At 41.0% G+C, this 21033-nt stretch carries 17 protein-coding genes; 7 read left to right on the top strand and 10 right to left on the bottom strand.

Going from position 1 to position 21033, the window contains the following annotated elements:
* Positions 1 to 13 precede the first annotated feature (13 nt).
* The 3 genes from ftsX to prfB form a co-directional block, all read right to left on the bottom strand.
* Complete coding sequence (gene ftsX, locus M1G14_RS07500) at positions 14 to 940, bottom strand: permease-like cell division protein FtsX (RefSeq protein WP_049523482.1); 927 nt, start codon at positions 938 to 940, stop codon at positions 14 to 16.
* Positions 933 to 1625 carry a cell division ATP-binding protein FtsE gene (ftsE, locus tag M1G14_RS07495; protein ID WP_003008021.1) on the bottom strand — a complete coding sequence of 231 codons (693 nt, stop codon included), beginning with the start codon at positions 1623 to 1625 and terminating at the stop codon, positions 933 to 935. The genes ftsX and ftsE overlap by 8 nt, the downstream gene beginning before the upstream one ends.
* A 44-nt stretch (positions 1626 to 1669) precedes the next feature.
* Positions 1670 to 2765, bottom strand: a protein-coding gene (gene prfB / locus M1G14_RS07490; RefSeq protein WP_100209015.1) for a peptide chain release factor 2 whose coding sequence is annotated in 2 segments (ribosomal slippage) — positions 1670 to 2692 and positions 2694 to 2765 — 1095 coding nt in all. Because the reading frame shifts where the segments join, the coding sequence is not laid out codon by codon here.
* A gap of 175 nt (positions 2766 to 2940) precedes the next feature.
* On the opposite strand from prfB, the gene M1G14_RS07485 reads away from it, so the two are divergent.
* Positions 2941 to 3798, top strand: a complete 858-nt coding sequence (locus M1G14_RS07485; RefSeq protein ID WP_049523480.1) for a metallophosphoesterase — start codon at positions 2941 to 2943, stop codon at positions 3796 to 3798.
* Between the two features lie 31 nt (positions 3799 to 3829).
* Here M1G14_RS07485 and M1G14_RS07480 read toward each other — a convergent pair whose 3' ends face one another.
* From M1G14_RS07480 to M1G14_RS07470, 3 genes are all read right to left on the bottom strand, one after another.
* On the bottom strand, positions 3830 to 4498 hold the full coding sequence (locus M1G14_RS07480; RefSeq protein ID WP_049475352.1) for an MIP/aquaporin family protein: 669 nt from the start codon (positions 4496 to 4498) through the stop codon (positions 3830 to 3832).
* Positions 4499 to 4619: 121 nt separating this feature from the next.
* Entirely contained in the window at positions 4620 to 7304 is a 2685-nt protein-coding gene (locus M1G14_RS07475) for a cation-translocating P-type ATPase (protein ID WP_049523478.1), read from the bottom strand.
* Between the two features lie 203 nt (positions 7305 to 7507).
* A complete protein-coding gene (locus M1G14_RS07470; protein ID WP_049475354.1) occupies positions 7508 to 7891 on the bottom strand; it encodes a YwiB family protein in 384 nt (127 codons plus the stop codon).
* Between the two features lie 115 nt (positions 7892 to 8006).
* Here M1G14_RS07470 and M1G14_RS07465 point away from each other — a divergent pair, with 115 nt between their 5' ends.
* The 4 genes from M1G14_RS07465 to M1G14_RS07450 are packed head-to-tail and all read left to right on the top strand — an operon-like array spanning position 8007 to position 12569.
* Complete coding sequence (locus M1G14_RS07465) at positions 8007 to 9317, top strand: HD domain-containing protein (RefSeq protein WP_013903868.1); 1311 nt, start codon at positions 8007 to 8009, stop codon at positions 9315 to 9317.
* Positions 9307 to 10113, top strand: a complete 807-nt coding sequence (gene yidA / locus M1G14_RS07460) for a sugar-phosphatase (protein ID WP_049475355.1) — start codon at positions 9307 to 9309, stop codon at positions 10111 to 10113. The genes M1G14_RS07465 and yidA overlap by 11 nt, the downstream gene beginning before the upstream one ends.
* A gap of 3 nt (positions 10114 to 10116) precedes the next feature.
* Positions 10117 to 11328, top strand: coding sequence for an aminoacyltransferase (locus tag M1G14_RS07455; protein WP_049475356.1), 1212 nt, complete (start codon positions 10117 to 10119; stop codon positions 11326 to 11328).
* Between the two features lie 5 nt (positions 11329 to 11333).
* Positions 11334 to 12569 carry an aminoacyltransferase gene (locus tag M1G14_RS07450; protein WP_049475357.1) on the top strand — a complete coding sequence of 412 codons (1236 nt, stop codon included), beginning with the start codon at positions 11334 to 11336 and terminating at the stop codon, positions 12567 to 12569.
* A 222-nt stretch (positions 12570 to 12791) separates the two neighbouring features.
* Here M1G14_RS07450 and tpiA read toward each other — a convergent pair whose 3' ends face one another.
* The 4 genes from tpiA to ftsW all read right to left on the bottom strand — a co-directional run bounded on the left by tpiA (position 12792) and on the right by ftsW (position 19294).
* Positions 12792 to 13550: a triose-phosphate isomerase gene (tpiA, locus tag M1G14_RS07445; RefSeq protein ID WP_049475162.1), complete on the bottom strand. Its 759-nt coding sequence runs from the start codon at positions 13548 to 13550 to the stop codon at positions 12792 to 12794.
* A 164-nt stretch (positions 13551 to 13714) separates the two neighbouring features.
* Entirely contained in the window at positions 13715 to 14911 is a 1197-nt protein-coding gene (tuf, locus tag M1G14_RS07440) for an elongation factor Tu (protein WP_031574016.1), read from the bottom strand.
* Between the two features lie 277 nt (positions 14912 to 15188).
* Positions 15189 to 18014 carry a phosphoenolpyruvate carboxylase gene (ppc, locus tag M1G14_RS07435; protein WP_247926471.1) on the bottom strand — a complete coding sequence of 942 codons (2826 nt, stop codon included), beginning with the start codon at positions 18012 to 18014 and terminating at the stop codon, positions 15189 to 15191.
* A 38-nt stretch (positions 18015 to 18052) separates the two neighbouring features.
* On the bottom strand, positions 18053 to 19294 hold the full coding sequence (ftsW, locus tag M1G14_RS07430; RefSeq protein ID WP_049483360.1) for a cell division peptidoglycan polymerase FtsW: 1242 nt from the start codon (positions 19292 to 19294) through the stop codon (positions 18053 to 18055).
* A 248-nt stretch (positions 19295 to 19542) separates the two neighbouring features.
* Between ftsW and M1G14_RS07425 the strand changes: the two genes are divergently transcribed.
* Together M1G14_RS07425 and M1G14_RS07420 are read left to right on the top strand one after the other, a co-directional pair.
* Positions 19543 to 20418 (top strand): GH25 family lysozyme, encoded by an 876-nt coding sequence (locus tag M1G14_RS07425; RefSeq protein ID WP_247926470.1) that lies wholly within the window; start codon positions 19543 to 19545, stop codon positions 20416 to 20418.
* Positions 20419 to 20558: 140 nt separating this feature from the next.
* Positions 20559 to 21032, top strand: a complete 474-nt coding sequence (locus tag M1G14_RS07420; RefSeq protein WP_024055351.1) for an aminoacyl-tRNA deacylase — start codon at positions 20559 to 20561, stop codon at positions 21030 to 21032.
* Position 21033 lies beyond the last annotated feature (1 nt).

Here is a 21033-nt window from a genome sequence, read left to right as displayed (position 1 = left end):
ACTTGCTTTTTTATTATATCTTAAGAAAACGTCTCATGGAGATTGAAGAACCAATCGCTCCAATCAAAATTCCTAATCCAAAGAGGCCACCAACCATGATCGGTACCAAGAGATGAGGACTATAGAGATACAAGTTTTGGTCTGCCAAGTTATTGTTCATTGACGTATAGACAACATTATAAACATAGAAGACCAAAGCGGAAGGAACCAAGGCTCCCAAGAGACCGATCCAAGCACCTTCTAAAAGGAATGGTGCACGAATATAGCCATTTTTTGCTCCTACCAGTCGCATAATCTTAATCTCACGACTACGTGAAATGATGGTAATCCGAATGGTATTCGAAATCAAGAAGACTGCGATGAAGATCAATAAAGCTACACCAATCAAGCCCCAGTTTCGGATGAAGGTTCCAAGAGCAAACAAGCGTTGGGTATCGACCCCACCATCTTTAACCTCAGAAACTCCTTCAATTTTTTTAGCATCTGCTGAGACTTTCTTCACATATTTTGGAGCAGTCGTCTCTACATAATAAGCATCATAGAGAGGATTGGCATCTCCATCAAAAATCTTCCAGTTGTTCCCAGCCGTTTTGATCAGTTTATCATACTGTTCTTCCTTGCTAGAAAAATCAACCTTATCAACATGCTTCATGGCTGTCAGAGCATCGTAGACCTTATGGTAGTTTTCATTGGTCACGGTTTGACCGTCTTTTTCAATCTGCTCGCTCTGATCTTGAATATCCTTGCGCATGTATACTACAACCCGCACACTGTTTTGAATATCATCTGAAAGCTTGATGGTATTGGCAATAACTGAGGCGAAAATAGCAACCAAGCTAAGGGTAATCATAACCGAGCTGACCGCTGCAATCGTCATCCAACCATTTCGTTTCAAGCTTTTAAGCGATTCGATTAAGTGTCGGAAAAATCTTCTAATCATCGTATCCGTACTCTCCTTCCGCTTCATCACGCACTACACGACCATTTTCAATCGCGATGACACGGTGACGTAAAGTATTTACAATCTGGCTATTGTGGGTCGCCATCAATACTGTGGTCCCTTGCAGATTAATCCGCTCCAAAAGATTCATGATTTCCCATGAATTATCTGGGTCCAAGTTCCCCGTTGGCTCATCCGCAATCAAGACTTTCGGATTGTTGACGATCGCACGAGCAATCGCAATCCGTTGTTGCTCTCCCCCTGACAATTCATTCGGGAATGAGCGGACCTTGTGTTTCAATCCGACAAGATCCAAAACTTCCATAACACGCTTTTTAATATTGCGACGTCGCTCACCGATAACTTGCATTGCGTAGGCAATATTTTCATAAACGGTTTTCTTTGGAAGCAATTTATAATCTTGGAAGACCACTCCCACATTGCGTCGCAACATAGGAATATCGCGTTTTTTGATTTTATCCAAATCAAAATCAGCTACTTTCAAACTTCCTTTATCGTGTTTGACTTCACGGTATAAAAGTCGAATAAAGGTCGACTTCCCTGCACCAGAAGGTCCTACGATGTAGGCAAATTCTCCTGGTTCAATTTGGACAGAGACCCCGCGAAGGGCCGTCGTCCCGTTGTCATACTTTTTGACAACATCTTTCATTTCAATCATTGACATGTAATGAAATTCCTTTCATTCTTTTCTGGTTGATTCCCTCGAGGTTATTGGAGACGCCATTTAAGGTAGGCATCGATAAAGCCATCGATATCTCCATCCATCACCTTGTCCACCTGCGCTACTTCGTAGTTGGTCCGGTGATCCTTAACCATGGTATAAGGGGTAAAAACATAGGAGCGGATTTGACTTCCCCAGGTGATTTCTTTTTTATCCCCTTTTAGAGAATCCACTTCTGCTGCTTTTTTCTCTTGCTCTAATTGGTAGAGTTTAGCTTGCAACATCTTCATCGCACGATCACGGTTCCCGTATTGGGTCCGATCCACGGTGGATGCCACTACAATCCCTGTCGGAATGTGGGTCAAGCGCACCCCTGTAGAGACCTTGTTGACGTTTTGTCCACCAGCTCCACCAGAGCGGAAGGTGTCCATCTTGATATCATCATCACGAACTTCGACTTCAATGGTATCGTCTAATTCGGGCATGACCTCAACAGATGTAAAGGAGGTATGACGACGTTTAGCGGAGTCAAATGGAGAGATTCGAACCAAACGGTGTACCCCCATTTCAGATTTCAGAAGACCGTATGCATGTGGCCCTTCAAAGGATAGGGTCACAGACTTGATTCCAGCCTCATCTCCAGCCTGATAGTCCAAGACTTCAACTTTAAAGCCGTGGGCATTTCCAAAACGAGTATACATCCGAAGAAGCATGTCGCCCCAGTCCTGAGCTTCTGTCCCTCCTGAACCTGGGTGGATTTCTAGGATGGCATTATTATTGTCATAGGGTTCAGACAATAGCAAGGTCATCTCATAGCTGGTCATACGTTTATCCAGCTCCTCCAACTTCTCGATCAATTCTTCTTTGACCGAATCATCTTCTGCCAAAAAGTCCAGTAAGATTTCTGACTCATCAAAGAGATCCACCATTTGATGGAAATTTTCATAGGTCTGCTTGAGTTCATTTAATTCTTGAGATGTCTTTTGCGCAGCAATGTTATCATCCCAAAAATCAGGTTCTGTCATTTTATTTTCTAAAATGGCAATTTCTTCTTCCAATGCCTCTAAGTCAAAGAGACCCCCTGAAAGAAGCTAATTTTTCACGATTTGCGTCAATTTTTTGACGAATTTCTGAAATGTCCATAAGTACCTCTTTCTATGTATCTAGTCTATTATATCATAACCTTCACTATTTGCCCACCTTCCAATATTGGATCTACTGGTTGACCACTGCCAAGCCAGCTGATTTTCAGCATTTTTTCTATTCATTTGTAACCTAATTGTTAGAAAAAAAGATCCTCTTATGCTAGACTGGTAGCATGACAACAGTAGCTTTTATGTCCGATTTACATATTGATTCAAACAACTTCGGCAAAGAAGAATTAGAGACCCTGATCACTCTTTTCAAGGACAAAAAAATTCAACATCTCCATATTGCAGGAGATATTGCCAACGGCTTTGAAAAGACGTCACAGGAATTTTTAGACCAACTCCGATGTCACCTTCCAGTGACCTTTAGCCTAGGAAATCATGATATGCTGGGCCTATCAGAAGAAGCCATGAGACCTTTTGAATTTCAAAAGATTCCCTTCTCCAATCATACGCTTCTTGCCTTTTCGGGCTGGTATGACTACAGTTTTGTTCCTACTATCTCTCCCCAAAAACATCTCCAAACCAAAAATCTATTTTGGTTTGACAGACGCCTCCAACGAATGGGATCTGATCCAGCCATTACCAAACGTCTGTTGCAAGAGCTGGAACAAGAGCTCATGCGAGTAAACCAACCCCTGATCATCGCCATGCACTTTGTTCCTCATAGTCAGTTTCTCCTGCGCCACCCTTATTTTGAACGCTTTAATGCTTTTCTAGGGAGCCAAGCCTTTCATGAGCTTTTTCGGCAATTCCCTGTCAAAGATGTCATATTTGGACACAGCCACCACAGAATTTCAGATAGGAAAATCGACAATATCACCTATCATGCCAGACCTTTAGGCTATGTCCGAGAATGGGATCTTTGCAAACAATTTTTCGAAGCTTTTCCTGAATATGATTTTCCAAAACGATACGATCCCTACAAACGCTATCGCAGAATCAAAGACCTTCCTGAATTTAAAGCATACAAGAAAAAACAACTGGCTCATGAATTTTCTCAAGCCATGACCATCCTTGAACTATAATAAAAAATTGGTCCCTTTGGGACCAATTTTTTTACTCTTCTGTATCTAGGAGATTTTTTGCAACAAGAGCTGCCAAGACACCGCCAACAATTGGAGCAAGGATAAAGATCCAAATTTGTTGGAGGGCTACACCACCTACAAAGAGTGCAGGAGCCAAGCTACGAGCTGGGTTAACAGAAAGACCTGTAATGTTCAAACCAACAAGAATGATCAAGGTCAAGCTCAAACCGATGACAAGACCAGCGATTTTCCCGTTTCCTTTAGAAGCTGATGTCACTGTCATGATGACCAAGATAAAGATAAAGGATGCAATCACTTCAAACAAGAAACCGCCAAATGGAGTCACACCCTTCGCTAGGGCGTTTTCACCAAGGCTAGCTGTTGACATACCTGAATTTGACAAGAGGAAGAGTACTGTTGCAGACGCGAGAACCGCACCCACTACTTGCGCTGCAATATAATTAACCAAGTCCTTTGAAGACAAGCGTTTGTTTACAAACATGGCAATCGAAACAGCCGGGTTCAAGTGGGCACCAGAAACAGTCCCAATTGAGTAAGCTGCTGCAACAATGGATAAACCGAATGCCAAAGCAATTCCTAAATGTCCCAGACCTTCCGTTCCATTTCCAAAAACAACTGCGCCAGTCCCGATAAAGACAAGCATAAATGTGCCGATTACTTCAGCAAAAAACCTTTTCATAACTAAGTTTCCTTTCTTCAAACTGTTGTCTAGTTTATCAAAAATCCACACCTACCTCAAGAAATGTGCCCAGTCTATTTTGCCCGAAAAAAAAGCCATCCGGAGATGACTTCTTTTATATTTAAATGGCGTTTTTATCTTTTCCAAGTGCACGTTGAACGGCTTTAACAATCTCAACGAGAACAACAATCAAGAGCGAACCAATCATAACTGCTAACCATTGTGTCAAGCTTAAATGAGAGACATGGAAGAGTTTGTTAAATCCAGGGATAATGATGGTCGCCATCAAGAGAACAAAGGCAACTGGAATTGACCAGTTAAAGGTCTTGTTCTTGAAGAGTCCCACTTTAAAGATGGATTGGTAAACCGATTTAACGTTAAAGGCATGGAGCAATTGGATCAAACCAAGAGTTGCAAAGGCCATGGTCAAAGCATCTGCATGGATTTCGGCACGAGTCGCATGTTCTGGAGAGAGTAAGGCCCAGCCATAAACACCAAGAACTAGCATGGTTTGGAAGATTCCTTGATAAAGAATGGCTCCAAAGACCCCACCGTCAAAGAAGTTAGATTTACGTCCACGAGGTTTGTGAGTCATGACACCGGGCTCAGCTGGTTCCACACCAAGAGCGATGGCTGGAAGAGTATCGGTTACCAAATTGATCCAGAGAAGATGCACTGGTTGCAACACATCCCAACCAAAGAGTGTTGCAAAGAAGATGGTGAAGACTTCAGCCATATTGGCGGACAAGAGATACTGAATAGATTTTTGGATATTGGAGAAGACCTTCCGTCCTTCTTCTACCGCTACGATAATAGTGGCGAAGTTATCATCGGCAAGGACCATATCTGAAGCTCCCTTAGAAACTTCTGTACCTGTAATCCCCATACCGATACCGATATCAGCTGTCTTAAGTGATGGTGCATCGTTGACCCCATCCCCTGTCATGGCAACAACTTTGCCTTCATTTTGCCAAGCTTTCACGATCCGAACCTTGTGTTCAGGTGATACACGCGCATAGACAGAATATTGCTTGAAGACTTTTTGGAATTCTTCGTCAGAGAGTTCATTCAACTCAGCCCCTGTGAAGACATGGTCTTCGGTATCATTTGGATCGATGATTCCCAGACGTTTGGCAATAGCTTCTGCTGTATCTTGGTGGTCACCAGTGATCATGATCGGACGGATACCCGCTTCCTTAGCGACACGGACAGCTTCTGCAGCTTCTGGACGCTCAGGGTCAATCATACCGACCAAACCAGAGAAGATCAGGTCAGACTCAACAATTTCAGACTCCAAAGTTGGAATTTCCTTGCTTGTCTTATAAGCCATCATCAAGACACGAAGGGCTTGTTTAGCCAAGTCTTTGTTGGTAGCAAGGATAGCTTTCTTATCTTCATCCGTGATAGGACGAACTTCCCCATTGACTTCAATACGCGTCACACGTTTGAGCAATTGGTCAGGCGCACCCTTCACAGCGATAAAGTAAGAACCGTTTTCTTCTTTATGGATGGTAGACATAAGCTTACGGTCTGAGTCAAATGGCAATTCAGCTACACGTGGCTCATCCTTCAAGACTTCACGAACATCAAAGTTGTGATCTAAGCCAAACTGCACCAAGGCAGTTTCTGTTGGGTCCCCAATCAACTTGCCAGATGGGTCCACTTTGGTATCATTGGCAAAGTTCATGATACGAAGGGTATTGTTGCTAGCAGCTATCTCAGTTGCTGCACTTTGTAATTGACCGTTGGTATAGACTTTTTCAACCGTCATTTGGTTCATGGTCAAAGTACCTGTTTTATCAGATGCGATGATTTCTGTTGAACCAAGTGTTTCAACGGCTGGCAATTTACGAACAATCGAATTGCGTTTGGCAAGGGTTGTTGTTCCCAAAGAAAGAACGATGGTTACAATGGCAGGAAGTCCTTCTGGAATCGCCGCAACCGCAAGGGCAACAGCTACCATCAAGCCTTCCAATGGATGTTCCCCACGAACGAAGACACCAACTAAGAAAGTAATGACCGCAATCACAACAATTAAGTAAGTCAAGGCTTTAGATAATTGTTCCAAGCTTTGCTTCAATGGTGTTTCAGTCTCATCGGCATTAGCCAACATATCTGCAATCTTACCAACTTCTGTATACATACCAGTGTTTGTTACGACACCAATACCACGACCATAAGTTACATTTGAGTTTTGGTAACCCATATTAACGCGGTCCCCAATACCAGCATCTGCTTCAACAAGTCCTGTCACATCTTTTTCAACTGGCACAGACTCCCCTGTAAGAGCTGCTTCTTCAATTTTAAGAGAAGCTGCTTCAAACAAACGCATATCTGCAGGCACGACATCTCCCGCTTCAAGCAAGACGATATCTCCGGGTACCAATTCTTTTGAGTCAATCTCAATAACATGGCCATCACGACGAACACGAGCCATGGGGCTAGACATATTTTTCAGAGCTTCAATGGCTGCTTCTGCTTGCCCTTCTTGGTAAACCCCAAAGGCAGCATTCAAGACAACAACGGCCAAGATGATCATGGCATCCGTTAGACCGTCCATTCCTTCTGTAATCACAGAAAGTGCCGCTGCCACAAGCAAGATGATAATCATCAAATCCTTAAATTGATCAAGGAATTTAGCTAGTAGGCTACGTTTTTCACCCTCTTCCAACTCATTACGACCATAATTCGCTAAGCGTTCTTGAGCCTGGGCGGTTGACAAACCTTCGACAGATGAGTCCAAGTTCTTTAGGACTTCCTCAGAAGATTGCGTGTAAAACAAATCTTTATTTTGTTCTTTTGACAAAACAGTCTCCTCCTTTTTGGCCTCTTTTTACAAAAAAAGAGACCTGTTTTTTAAAAAAACAAGTCTCGCTGTTTAATATAGTGCCGGAAATAATTCGTAATGACGACACTATCGCGGAAAACCGCCAGCTACTCCCTTGAGTGGTTTTATTATACCATTTTTATAGAATAAAGCAAGCGGGATCTCTAATAATTTAATGAGGTCTATTCTTCCCATTCCACTAGTAATTGATAATTAGCAAATTCCTGTTCTCCATCGAGAGTTAACAAGCGATAAGAGACTTGCAAATGACCTGCTTCTAATTGAAAGAAATCTGTTGTAATCAAAAACTGCTGAATGCCCATCGGAGTTGGGATGATTGCCCCACCATCTTCATTTTTGTAGAAACGCATGATGGATTTAGGACTTGAGAAACGTGTCATGACCAATTCGTCATTGGAAAATTTCAAAGCAACCTTTTCATCTTCTTCATTGGTATACAAGAGATACTGAAAACCTGCTTTTTCCTTCCATTCACCTTGATAGTACTGATCAACGATTTCCATTTCTTCTCCAAATCGAATGGTATTTTGAATGCGAATCTGCATCTTTGTCTCCTTCTCTTCTTTTCTTGCCTTACTATTCTATCAAATTTTACGCATTTTGACTGCCCCTATTAGCCTCTATATCGCAAAATAGGCTTTTTTTTGCTATAATAGACCCATGAATGAAAAAGTCTTTCGCGATCCCGTGCATGATTACGTTCATGTGGATCATCCCATCATTTATCAATTAATTAATAGTAAAGAATTTCAACGACTACGCCGCATCAAACAACTGGGGACATCTGGTTTTACCTTCCACGGTGGGGAGCATAGTCGTTTTTCTCACTGTCTTGGCGCCTATGAAATTTCAAGACGCATTCTATCCATTTTTGAGGAGAAGTATGCAGAGCAATGGAATTCTGATGAAAACTTACTGACCATGACAGCCGCTCTTCTTCATGACATTGGACATGGTGCTTATTCTCATACCTTCGAAGGACTCTTTGGAACCGATCATGAAAAAATGACCCAGCTGATCATCACCAGCCCAGAGACGGAGGTCAATCAGATCCTCTTGCAAGTGGCTCCTGATTTCCCAAATCGTGTAGCCAGCGTCATTGATCATACCTATCCCAATAAACAAGTGGTGCAATTAATTTCTAGTCAGATTGATGTGGACCGAATGGATTATTTACTGCGGGATGCCTATTTTACGGGTGCTTCCTATGGAAAATTTGACTTGACCCGTATTTTGCGCGTCATTCGACCGATTGAAAATGGCATTGCCTTCCAACAAAATGGCATGCACGCTGTCGAGGATTACGTGGTCAGCCGTTACCAAATGTATATGCAGGTCTACTTCCACCCGGCTACTCGTGCCATGGAAGTCCTCCTTCAAAATCTTCTCAAACGAGCTAGAACCATTTATCCAGATCAGAAAGAGTATTTTCAACTGACTTCACCTCGCTTGATTCCATTTTTTGAAGAAGAGGTCACCATTCAAGACTACCTAAATCTAGATGACGGTGTGATGAATACCTATTTCCAAGTCTGGATGGATAGTCCGGATACCATCTTGTCTGATCTTGCTCAGCGATATATTAATCGGAAAGTCTTTAAATCGATTCTATTTACAGAAGATAAACGAAAAGACTTAGCAATCCTTGAAAAACTGATTAAAGAGGTTGGGTTTAATCCAACCTACTACACCGCTATTCATCAAAATTTCGATCTGCCCTACGATATTTATCGACCAGAGCTTGAAAAACCGCGGACCCAGATCGAGATGATCCGAAAAGATGGGAGTCTCGCTGAATTGTCTCAGTTGTCTCCACTCGTCGCTGCTTTAGCAGGAACTCGCTATGGGGACAACCGCTTCTATTTCCCCAAAGAAATGCTGGAGGTTAATGGACTTTTCAGTAAGCAAGTAGAGGAATTCACTTCCTATATTACCAATGATTATTTTACAGGAGAGACGGATGTCCATTAAATTAGTTGCGATCGATATCGACGGTACACTTCTCAATTCAAAAAAAGAGATCACACCTTCTGTATTTGAAGCCATTCAAGATGCTAAAGCCGCAGGCGTTAAAATCGTTATCACAACCGGTCGCCCTATCGCAGGGGTCTCAAAACTTTTAAAAGAACTCCATTTGATGGATCCTGGAGACTATGTCATTACCTTTAATGGCAGTCTGGTGCAAAAAACTGCTACTGGAAAAGAACTCATCAAAGACCTTTTACATTATGAGGACTATCTCGATATCGAGTCTCTTGCTAACAAACTCCAAATCCACTCTCATGCTATTACTAAAGACGGCATCTATACCAGCAATCGAGATATCGGACGCTACACCATTCATGAATCTCAACTGGTCAACATGCCCCTTTATTACCGGACGCCTGAAGAAGTTCGTGAGAAAGAATTTGTCAAGGCCATGTATATCGATGAACCAGATATTCTAGATGCTGCGATTGCAAAAATCCCTAAAGAATTCAAGGATCGCTTCACTATGGTCAAATCAGCCCCTTTTTATTTAGAAATTCTAGGGAAAACAACCAATAAGGGAGCAGCTGTTCTTCATTTAGCTGAACGACTTGGAATCCAGCAAGAAGAAACCATGGCCATCGGAGATGAGGAAAATGACCGTTCCATGCTAGAAGTCGTGGGACATGCTGTCGTTATGGAGAATGGCAATCCAGCTCTTAAAAAAATTGCTACAACTATCACCAAATCAAATGATGAATCTGGCGTTGCATACGCCATTAGAAAGTGGGTATTATAAGAAATGTACCATTACCAGCTAGGAATTTCTGCTAGTGAGCATGATGACTTTGTTATTCAGAGTGACCAAACCAATCTCTTACAAAGCAGTTCATGGGCAAAAATCAAAGATAATTGGGGAAATGAACGGGTTGGTTTTTATCAAGAAGACCAATTAGTCGCTGTTGCAAGCATCTTGATTCAACCCCTGCCACTTGGCTTTTCCATGCTCTACATTCCTCGAGGCCCCATCATGGACTACCAAAACAAAGAGCTGGTTTCATATGTGATCCAGTCCCTTAAAAAGATAGCCAAACAATACAAGGCCTTGTTTGTGAAATTTGATCCAAGTCTTTTCTTGAGTAAACAATTGATTGGACAAGAAAATACGGAAACCACTGATGTGCAAGCAGTAATCGATACCCTAACTAAAGAAGGGATTGAATGGACTGGCCGAACCAGTGATATGGCAGAAAATATCCAACCACGCTTTCAAGCGAATATCCACAAAGAGTTTTTCATTGAGCAAGATCTTTCAAAATCTACTCGACAAGCCATCCGAACTGCTCGAAACAAAGGGATCCAAGTCCAATTTGGCGGGACTGAATTGTTGGAGGACTTTGCTTCTCTCATGAAAAAGACTGAAGCTCGTAAAAGCATTCATTTACGTGGAAAAGACTACTACGAAAAACTACTCACAACCTACCAAGGACAATCCTACATTACCTTGTCTACTCTAGATCTCGAGAAACGCAAAAGCTCCCTTATAAAAGATCTTGAAAAAAACAAGGCAGAGGCTGAAAAATTCACAGAAAAAACAAAGCCTGGCAAGGTTGAGAATAACCAAAAAGAAAAAGAGCGGATAGAGGAAGAACTGCAATTTCTTGAGCAGCATCTCCAAGCAGGTAGACAAATTGTTCCTTTATCTGGGACCTTAACCCTTGAATTTGGTGGGACATCTGAAAATGTTTATGCAGGGATGGATGAAGAATTCCGCCGCTACCAACCTGCTATCCTCACCTGGTATGAAACTGCCCAACACGCTTTTGATCGTGGTGCTTCTTGGCAAAATATGGGGGGCATTGAAAATTCACTCGATGGTGGTCTCTATCATTTCAAATCAAAATTTAATCCTGTCATTGAAGAATTTGTTGGGGAATTCAACCTCCCAACCAGTCCACTCTATCCACTTGTAAACAAAGTCTACAAGATCCGGAAAAAATTAAGGAGTAAATAAGTTACATGACTCTTACGACAATTTCAAAAGAAGAATTTACCTCATTTGCAAATACTGTCTCCCATCGCTCTTTTATCCAGTCTGCTGAAATGGCAGATCTGCTTGAAAAGCGAGGAAATACCGTCCAATTTATCGCTTGGAAGCAAGAAGATCAAGTCCAAGTGGCAGCAATCTTGTACAGTCTTCCTATGACAGGTGGTCTCCATATGGAAATCAATTCTGGCCCCCTTTACCAAGAGGAAGCTATGCTAGAACCTTTCTATGCAGCTATAAAAGACTATGCGAAAGAAAATGGGGCTATTGAACTCGTTATTAAGCCCTATGATACCTATCAAACCTTTGACAGTGACGGCAATCCAACCAGTGAAGAGCAAACCCATTTCATGGATACCCTAAAAAAATTGGGCTATCAGCATGATGGTTTAACAACAGGTTATCCAGGTGGAGAAGGTGATTGGCATTATGTGAAAGATATGGAGGGTATCACCGAAAAAAATCTTCTCAAGAGCTTCAGTAAAAAAGGAAAGCCACTTGTCAAGAAAGCCAAATCTTTCGGTATTGAACTGAAACGATTAAACCGAGATGAACTGCAACTCTTTAAGGATATTACTTCCTCTACCAGTGACCGTCGCGACTATCAGGATAAGACCTTGGATTATTACCAAACTTTCTATGACAGTTTTGGCGACAATGCAGATTTCATGATCGCAACACTGAACTTCCACCATTACTACACGAATCTTGAAAAAGACCAAGGAAAACTAGCACAGAAGATTGAGAAATTACAGAAGGATCTTGAAGTCAACCCCAATTCAGAGAAAAAACAAAATCAACTTCGTGAATTCTCTAGCCAGTTTGATACCTTTGAGGTGAGAAAACAGGAAGCAAAAGAATATATTGAAAAATATGGAGATCAAGACGTCATTCTTGCAGGTAGCCTCTTCGTCTATATGCCACAAGAATCCACCTATTTATTCAGTGGCTCTTATACAGAATTTAATAAGTTCTATGCTCCTGCTGTTCTCCAGGAATATATGATGCTTGAAACCATCAAACGTGGCATCCCAAGATATAACTTCCTAGGTATTCAAGGAATCTTTGACGGGTCAGACGGTGTTCTTCGTTTCAAACAAAACTTCAATGGTTACATCGTCCGTAAGATGGGGACCTTCCGTTATTACCCAAGTCCTCTGAAATACAAACTGATTTCTCTCATTAAGAAACTATTAGGACGTTCCTAACTCAAAGGGAGTGGGAAAGAACTCCGACAAGTTAAAAAGAGTTCGTCTTCCCACCCCCGCACAGTTGATTAGGTCATCTTTGGAGCTTAAAAGGCGAACAAAGATGCCAATCAACCACTGCGTCTTACACTTACTCCTATCAAACATCAAAGGCTGGACAGTTTTTGCCCAGCCTTTTTCTACTATAAAAAAGGCGAGAAACCTCTCGCCTTTTAGATGTCATTATTTAACGAAGTCAAGCAATGCCAAGAAGCTTTCTGGATCAAGTGATGCACCACCCACAAGAGCTCCGTCAACGTCTGGACAAGCCATGTATTCAGCAACGTTTTCAGGTTTCACTGAACCACCGTATTGAACACGTACTTTGTCAGCCACTTCTTGACCAAAGTCAGCAGCTACAACGTCACGAACAACTTTACACATTTTTTGTGCGTCGTCTTGTGAAGCTGATTTACCAGTACCGATCGCCCAGATTGGTTCGTATGCGATAACTGTTGAAGCGACTTGTTCTGCATTCAATCCTGCAAGAGCAGCTGAAACTTGAGCTCCTACGAATTCTGCTGCTTTACCAGCTTCGTAAGTTTCAAGGCTTTCACCACAACAGATGATTGGAAGCATACCGTTCGCAAAGATTGCTTTTGCTTTTTTGTTGATATCTTCATCAGTTTCATGGAAGTAGTCACGACGTTCTGAGTGACCGATAACAACGTAGTCAGTACCGATTTCTTTCAAAACTTGTGGGCTAGTTTCACCAGTGAAGGCACCAGCATTTTCAAAGTAAGTGTTTTGTGCAGCAACTTTAAGGTTTGAACCTTTAGCAGCAGCAAGTACAGCTGTCAAGTCAACTGCAGGAGCTGCGATGCCAGCTTCAACAAGATCAGCTGAAGGAAGTTTTGATGCTACAGCTTCAACGAATGCTTTTGCTTCTTCTGGATTTTTGTTCATTTTCCAGTTACCAGCGATAAATGGTTTACGTGACATTTCACATACCTCTTTTTTCTAATTTTATACTATCTATTCTACCATAAATTTCGTCATAATGAAAGGTTGCACAAGCTCATTTTACTTTTTACCAAAATAAAAACCCCGTCTTCACGGGGTTTTCTGTCTGTCTATATAATTGTTAATCTGGGAACTAGATCGAATTAAGCTTCGATTTCAGTAACCATACCTGAACCAACAGTACGTCCACCTTCACGGATTGAGAATGTAGTACCTTGTTCAACGGCGATTGGGTGGATCAACTCAACGTCGATAGTCACGTTATCACCAGGCATTACCATTTCAGTTCCTGCTGGAAGTTCGATAGATCCAGTCACGTCAGTTGTACGGAAGTAGAACTGTGGACGGTAGTTGTTGAAGAATGGAGTATGACGTCCACCTTCTTCTTTAGTAAGGATGTAAACTTCACCTTTGAATTTAGTGTGTGGGTTGATTGAACCTGGTTTAGCGATAACTTGTCCACGTTCGATTTCATCACGTTGGATACCACGAAGAAGCACACCAACGTTATCCCCTGCAAGACCTTCGTCAAGTTGTTTACGGAACATTTCAACACCAGTAACAACTGCTTTTTGGATTTTTTCTTTGATACCAACGATTTCGATTTCGTCGTTGACACGAACAACACCACGGTCGATACGACCTGAAGCAACTGTACCACGTCCAGTGATTGAGAATACGTCTTCGACTGGAAGAAGCAATGGTTTGTCGGTATCGCGTTCTGGTTCTGGGATGTACTCATCAACAGTATCCATCAATTCCATGATGATGTCTTCATATTTAGAGTCACCTTCAAGAGCTTTAAGAGCTGAACCTTGGATAACTGGAAGATCATCACCTGGGAAATCGTATTCTGAAAGAAGGTCACGGATTTCCATTTCAACCAATTCAAGCAATTCTTCATCGTCAACCAAGTCAACTTTGTTCATGAAGACGATCAAGTGTTTAACACCAACCTGACGTGAAAGAAGGATGTGTTCACGTGTTTGTGGCATTGGTCCATCAGTTGAAGCTACTACAAGGATAGCTCCGTCCATTTGAGCGGCACCAGTGATCATGTTTTTAACATAGTCCGCGTGTCCTGGAGCGTCGATGTGAGCGTAGTGACGTTTAGCAGTTTCGTACTCAACGTGTGCAGTGTTGATAGTGATACCGCGTTCGCGTTCTTCTGGAGCAGCATCGATAGACGCATAGTCTTTTGGTTGGTTAACTGATGAAGGCAAGCGACGTGCCAAAACAGTTGTGATTGCTGCAGTTAGGGTAGTTTTACCGTGGTCAACGTGTCCGATTGTACCGATGTTAACGTGCGGTTTACTACGATCGTATTTTTCTTTTGCCATTTGAGTAAAAGCCTCCAATAAAATATATTTTATAGATAGACAGTAGGCAATACAGTCTAACTTTCCTTACTATTCTATCGAATTTTAGATAAAATTGCAAGCCTTTTACCTATATTTTCTTAATTATTCCTCTTCTTTCCTTTTGTTTTGTCCTCTTGCTGAAAGATCCTGATCAAGCTTTGAAAATCCTCATTTGAAATCTTTAATTTAAACTCGTTAAACATCTTCTATCACTTCGTTTCAGAGCAGAAAAAATCGGAACAATGTTCCGATTTTTTTAACCTGAATTTCGTAATCCTGTAGCCACTCCATTGATGGTGATATGGATTAGCTTGTCTTGATCGGCTGATAGTTGTCCAGTCCGTTGACGTCGAATCAATTCTAACTGAATATAGTTCAAGACGTTAAAGTACGGCATCCGATAATCCAAACTTTCTTTCAGATAAGGGTTTTCCGCGAGCAATTCGTCATGCTCCTCAATCATCAGGATGATATCCTTGGTCAATTGCCATTCATGTAAGATAATCTGATAGATATTGCGGACTTCTTCTTCCTCACACAATTGCGCATACTCAAAGGCAATATCCATGTTGGCTTTGGATAAGACCATGTCCACATTTGACAAGAGAGATTGGAAGAAAGGCCAGTTCTTATACATATATCGAAGGGTTTCAATATTCTCAGGATCCTCATCGATAAATTCCTTAAAGCTAGAACCTACTCCATACCAACCAGGAAACATCACCCGACTTTGTGACCAAGAGAATACCCAAGGAATGGCACGCAAACCACCAATTTCTGTAATAGTCTTACGGGCAGCTGGACGCGAACCAATATTAAAGCTAGAAATAGCTTTGATCGGACTTGATTCAAAGAAGTAATCATAGAAATGCTCATTTCCAAAGACCAAATCACGATAGATATCGTAACTGCGATTCACGACTTTATCCATGACTTCCCCGAAACGATCAAACATAGAAAATGGACTTTTTTGTTCTGAAATCATGCGGTTAATAGTTGCAGAAACAAGCATCTCAAGGTTGTAGTAGGCGGCATCTTTGTTCCCGTATTTATTGCCAATCACTTCCCCTTGCTCGGTTAAGCGGATACGGTCATTAATGGATTTCAACGGTTGAGAAGTGATGGCTTCATAGGTAGGACCTCCACCACGACCAACCGTACCACCACGACCATGGAAGAAGGTAATCTTCACTCCAAACTCATCTCCGATAGCGGTCAATTGTTGTTGGGCTTTAAAGAGGGTCCAACAAGAAGACAAGTAGCCACCATCCTTGTTAGAATCCGAGTAACCTAACATAATTTCTTGGTAGTTGTTCTTGGAAGCAATCCAACGTTTGGCAATTGGAAGAGACAAGTAGCTTCTCATAGTTTCTTCTGAATGATCCAAATCTTCGATTGTTTCAAATAAAGGTACGATTTGCACGCGAGCTTTTTCCGTATCAACTAAGCCCACTTCTTTCAACATCACAGCCAATTCCAACATATCTGATACACTTGTTGCATGAGAAATGATGTTTTGACGAATGACTTCTTCTCCTAAACGATCCTTCAATTCACGAGCTGTTTGGAAAATTGCCAATTCTTTTTCAAGTAGTTCAGATTTTTCAGCATGGGTGGCTGATAAAATCCGTGGGTCTTCTAAGAGTTCTTTCAAGAGAACTTGACACTTTTCTTCCTCTGATAAATCAGAATAATGGTCATTAATCCCTGCTGATTTCAATAATTCTGCTACACAGGCTTCATGCACACTAGAATCCTGGCGCATATCAATAGAGGCGAGATAGAATCCAAAAACATCGATGGCTTCTAGAAGTTCTGTAAATTCACCCGAAATCAAATACTCTGACTTGTTTTCTAACAAGGAATCTTTGATCTTTTTAAGGTCTTCTTTAAATTCTTGAGCAGAGGCATAAGCTGGAGCTTCTTTCTCAGAAATTTTCTTTAAAGCTCCAGAGATACGATTGCCGATATAATCAGAAACTGGCCCTTGTTGATGAGCGTTTGCTCCTAATAACCTCTCGACAGCATAACGATCTTCTCTAGTTTCCCCAACCATCGTCCATTCTTTTAAGTTGACCAAGGTTTGGATCAATTTTGACTGAATATAGTGGAAAGCTCGACGGTAAGGTTCTTTTTCACGAAAGACAGATGTATCACTTGATAGGGCTGCCATTTCAGCTACTGCTTCACTTGTTTTAGAAAGACTCGTTGAAAGGGAGAAATGACGGTATAATTTAGAAATTTTTTCGATGTAATAGTTCAAAATGACTTCACTTTGAATGGTTGCAGAACGCTTCAAGGTCTCAGCTGTTACAAACGGATTCCCGTCCCGGTCTCCCCCAATCCACATGCCCATTGTGATCGGACGTGGTTGTTCAAGCTCTAATCCATGCTCTTTTGCCAAGCGTTTGTATTCCAACATCAGATTTGGAACAGCTTGTAAGAAAGAGCTATTGTAATATTCCATGACATTGGTGATTTCATTAGTAACCTTCAATTTTTTGTCACGAATCATATCCGTTTGCATCATGATTTCGATATTACAACGAAGGTTGTTATACCACTTATTCTCATTCATTAAACCAGCTTTAACATCCCGATGCTGACGAAGAAGAGCATGAATATGATTGGTTAGATCCAGCATGGTTTTTCTTTGCACTTGAGTTGGATGGGCTGTTAAAACAGGTACAATATTGAGATTTTCAAGAATTTCTTGTGCATCTTCATTTTTCGCAACTTCTTTAATGGTTGAAGAAAGTTTTCCGAGGTATTCACCATCCACGTTATTCAAATGATTGATTTCATAGGCCAAATCAACATCTTCTGAGATGTTAATCAAGAGTGGTAAAATGGCAAAATAACGTGAAATCACTGTCATTTCTTCATTTGTCAATTGTTCCACTATTTGATTTAACTCACGATAGTTCTGTGTTTTTGATAGATCCTTCAACTGCCTAATTTTATCAAAGGTTTCCGGACGAACCAAATTTTTCGTAATATCATCTAATAAATTGGTTAAGATTTCGGCTTCTTCTTTGATAATATCTTTATTTGTGAAGTTCTCTAATTTTTGTAAGACCATTTTTTCTCCTTTTTGAATAGCCATTCAACAATTCCCTTTTAATAATAAGGTTTGATTTTACCTTTTTCTTCAAAAACCATGCCTTCTTGTTCCATCTTAGCCCGTTTTTCACTAGCATCGATATTCAAAACGAAAGCAATCGCTACGGATAAGACCCATAAGCTATTTCCCCCTTGGGATAAGAAGGGGAAGGTCACTCCTGTAGACGGAATCAAACCAGAAATTCCTCCGATGTTAATAAAGGTTTGCACTAAGATCATCCCACCGATCCCAATGGCCATCATCGAATTAAAAGGATTCTTTGCTCGAATACCGACTAAAATGATCCGAAGAATTAAAAAGAATAGGAGAGCAAGGATCAAGCTAGCTCCAACAAAACCTAATTCTTCAATCACAATTGCAAACACAAAGTCTGTGTGCGCTTCTGGTAAGTATCCTTGTTTTTCAATGGAATTTCCTAGCCCCAAGCCAAACCAACCACCGTTACTCATGGCATAGTAAGAATTAGCTAATTGGTGACCTGCGCCAGACAAGTCATTAAAGGGGTTAAAGAAGGCACTAAAACGTTTGGCCACATAACCAAAGACAGGAATTTTAGCGACACGATCCACACCGATGATCCATATTGAACCAAGGACAATGGTGGATACCCCAACAACTAAACCAAGTAAAGAGGTAAACCAACGGTAACCCACTCCACTAGCCGTAATCATGATCAAGACCGTTAAGGCCAAGATCGTCGCATTTCCCAAGTCCGGCATAATCACAACGATTCCAATCAGAATCAAGGTCAGCCAACGCCAATCGTTTAAATTCCTTGGAATCCATTCATTGTGGGTCAAGGCTTGATAATCATAATCGCGTATCTCGTCTTGTCGTTTAGAAAAGATCAAGGCTAGATACCAGACTAAGATCACCTTGAGGTACTCCGCTGGCTGGATACTGAAACCTCCAGGAATTGTCAACCAACCGTGAGCTCCATTGACCGTATCCGTGATAAACCTAGACAAAATCAACAAAATCACTTCAATAAAGATGACAAAAGCCAGCACTTTTTTATTTCGAAGAAACTTTAAGCTAAATTTATAAATCAAGGCGATGGTTAGGAGACTAAGGATAAAAAAGAGTCCCTGTGTCCGCACCATCCGAGTAGAACTCACTCCACTTTGAATTGCCAAGGCACTTGTTGTCGAATAGACTACAATCAAACCAATAATGGATAAAATCAAATAGGGAATGAGGATGGAATAATTTAAAAGATGTCTTTTTTCAATTTTCATAATTCACCATATTCCTAATGTTCAACCTTCATTATATCATTTTTAAGAAGCAAAACCAAGGAAAGGCCAGAAAAGATTCGGCTTCTTCTCTATTTTCCAGAAATATTCTTAATATTTTTCTTATTTTCATATATTTTTATCCTTTTTCGATGAAAAGATTCCTTTTTTTTGAAAATAATGGCTGAAATTGGGATCTTTTAAGCATTAACTTTTGCCTTTTCGTTTTTTTTACGGTAAAATGATTCTGTATGAGAAAAAGGATAAAACCCGTTGTTCTCTTGGTCTTTTTTATCAGTTTCATTTCTTTTCTCGTTCTTTCACGAACAATTGCTGATATGCAAGCAAGAGCACAACAAGAAACAACCCAAACGATTCCAAACTCCAATACACCTAAAAAAACAACTACTGCAAGCTCTTCTTCTAAAAAAGAGGAAGACATCAATCCAGAACTGGTTGGCCGCCCGATCATTGATATCTCAGGCTGGCAATTGCCTAGTGAAATTGATTACGATGTCCTCTCCCAAAATGTGGGAGGTATGATCGTTCGTGTCCATAGTGGGGCTCAAGCTAAAAAGGAAAATGCAGCAACCTACTTAAATGGTCTGGATAAATCTTTTAAAACCCATATCCAAGAATTCCAAAAACGAAATATCCCTGTCGCAGTCTATGCTTATGTCGCTGCTAAGGATAAAAAAGAAATGGAAAAAGAAGCAGAGGAATTTTACAAGGCTGCTTCTCCTTACAAACCGACCTACTATTGGTTAGACGTTGAGGAAAAAACCATGAAGGATATGAACGCAGGTGTTGAAGCTTTCCGAGCAAAACTACAAGCTTTGGGTGCAAAAAATATTGGACTCTATATCGGAACTTACTTCATGGAAGAACACAGTATCTCCACTGATAAATTTACGGCTCTTTGGATTCCTACTTATGGATTTGATGATGGCTACTATAATGCTGCACCAGATACCAACACGGAATACGACTTGCATCAATATACCTCTCAAGGGCAATTAAATGGATTCTCACACTACTTGGATCTCAACCAAATTGCTCCGACGCAAGACCAAGAAGCGATTTATCGGAAACTTTTCAAGGTACAAAAAGATGGCTCTTCCTCATAGCCTTAAAACAGCAGATCAAGTGGTTTTCACTTTTTCTGCTGTTTTCTATTTTTAAGGAGAAGACAATATCGTCGCTATTATATGTTATAATGGTCTAATGAAATCTGATTTTGTAGAGAAAAAGAGAAAAGGAGAAAGCCATGGCAAAAAAAAATAAAGTGAAAAAAACCTTGGTCGAGCAGATCTTGACTAAAGCAAAAATTGAGCACGTAGGCTTACAAATCAACGCTTTAGAAGGGATCTTACCAGAAGGGATTGATCGCTCTACTATTTTCAAAACCCTAGCTCTCAAAGGAGATAAAACAGGGCCTGTGATTGGGATCATTCCTATCACGGAGCATCTTTCAGAGAAAAAATTGGCCAAATTATCGGGCAATAAGAAAGTGGCTATGATTCCTCAAAAGGATCTCGAAAAAACAACTGGTTATATTCATGGGGCCAATAATCCGGTGGGCATTCGTCAAAAGCATTCTTTCCCAATCTTTATCGATGAATCAGCCCTTCAGTTAGAAACCATGATCGTATCTGCTGGGGAAATCGGCCATAGTATTCAAATCAAACCACAACTTCTAGCAGACTTCGTACAAGCGACTTTTGCAGATATTTTAGAATAAT

The sequence above is a fragment of the Streptococcus parasanguinis genome (genome assembly GCF_023109675.1).
Classification (GTDB): Bacteria; Bacillota; Bacilli; order Lactobacillales; family Streptococcaceae; genus Streptococcus; species Streptococcus parasanguinis_I.
This window is presented reverse-complemented; position numbering and strand designations above follow the sequence as displayed.

What these genes read in the sequence shown, in the direction of transcription:
- M1G14_RS07450 (WP_049475357.1), top strand. Translation starts at nt 11,334, where the DNA reads ATGACTCTTACGACAATTTCAAAAGAAGAATTTACCTCATTTGCAAAT.
- ppc (WP_247926471.1), bottom strand. Translation starts at nt 18,014, where the DNA reads ATGGTCTTACAAAAATTAGAGAACTTCACAAATAAAGATATTATCAAA.
- ftsW (WP_049483360.1), bottom strand. Translation starts at nt 19,294, where the DNA reads ATGAAAATTGAAAAAAGACATCTTTTAAATTATTCCATCCTCATTCCC.
- M1G14_RS07455 (WP_049475356.1), top strand. Translation starts at nt 10,117, where the DNA reads ATGTACCATTACCAGCTAGGAATTTCTGCTAGTGAGCATGATGACTTT.
- ftsX (WP_049523482.1), bottom strand. Translation starts at nt 940, where the DNA reads ATGATTAGAAGATTTTTCCGACACTTAATCGAATCGCTTAAAAGCTTG.
- M1G14_RS07425 (WP_247926470.1), top strand. Translation starts at nt 19,543, where the DNA reads ATGAGAAAAAGGATAAAACCCGTTGTTCTCTTGGTCTTTTTTATCAGT.
- M1G14_RS07480 (WP_049475352.1), bottom strand. Translation starts at nt 4,498, where the DNA reads ATGAAAAGGTTTTTTGCTGAAGTAATCGGCACATTTATGCTTGTCTTT.
- ftsE (WP_003008021.1), bottom strand. Translation starts at nt 1,625, where the DNA reads ATGTCAATGATTGAAATGAAAGATGTTGTCAAAAAGTATGACAACGGG.
- M1G14_RS07485 (WP_049523480.1), top strand. Translation starts at nt 2,941, where the DNA reads ATGACAACAGTAGCTTTTATGTCCGATTTACATATTGATTCAAACAAC.
- tpiA (WP_049475162.1), bottom strand. Translation starts at nt 13,550, where the DNA reads ATGTCACGTAAACCATTTATCGCTGGTAACTGGAAAATGAACAAAAAT.
- M1G14_RS07465 (WP_013903868.1), top strand. Translation starts at nt 8,007, where the DNA reads ATGAATGAAAAAGTCTTTCGCGATCCCGTGCATGATTACGTTCATGTG.
- M1G14_RS07470 (WP_049475354.1), bottom strand. Translation starts at nt 7,891, where the DNA reads ATGCAGATTCGCATTCAAAATACCATTCGATTTGGAGAAGAAATGGAA.
- tuf (WP_031574016.1), bottom strand. Translation starts at nt 14,911, where the DNA reads ATGGCAAAAGAAAAATACGATCGTAGTAAACCGCACGTTAACATCGGT.
- yidA (WP_049475355.1), top strand. Translation starts at nt 9,307, where the DNA reads ATGTCCATTAAATTAGTTGCGATCGATATCGACGGTACACTTCTCAAT.
- M1G14_RS07420 (WP_024055351.1), top strand. Translation starts at nt 20,559, where the DNA reads ATGGCAAAAAAAAATAAAGTGAAAAAAACCTTGGTCGAGCAGATCTTG.